Below are 257 nucleotides of genomic sequence, written 5' to 3' on the forward strand. Positions count from 1 at the left end.
GCCTGCTGACGGGCGTCGTGACTTACGGCGCGGCATTCGGCGGGCTGTTCTCGCTGGTCTTCGCGTTTGCATACGGGCGAGGCAGCCGCCTCCCGGCGCGGCCGCTCGCGGCATGGCTCGCGGCGGCGGCGTTCGTCGCGCTCGTGATCGTGCCGAGCATCAAATACCCGGCCAATCCGCCGGCGGTCGGCGACCACGACACGATCGGCTATCGCACGGGCCTGTTCTTCCTGATGATCGCGATCTCGGTCGCGACG

Annotated in this window: 1 protein-coding gene; it reads left to right on the top strand. The window is 69.6% G+C overall.

Features of this window, described 5'->3' with window-relative positions; all coding sequences use genetic code 11:
• A partial coding sequence (locus tag SB816_RS33105) for a CbtA family protein (protein WP_410548391.1) occupies positions 1 to 257 on the top strand: 257 nt, incomplete at both ends.

Source organism: Achromobacter sp. SIMBA_011, assembly GCF_046535435.1.
GTDB classification, from domain to species: domain Bacteria; phylum Pseudomonadota; class Gammaproteobacteria; order Burkholderiales; family Burkholderiaceae_B; genus Achromobacter; species Achromobacter dolens.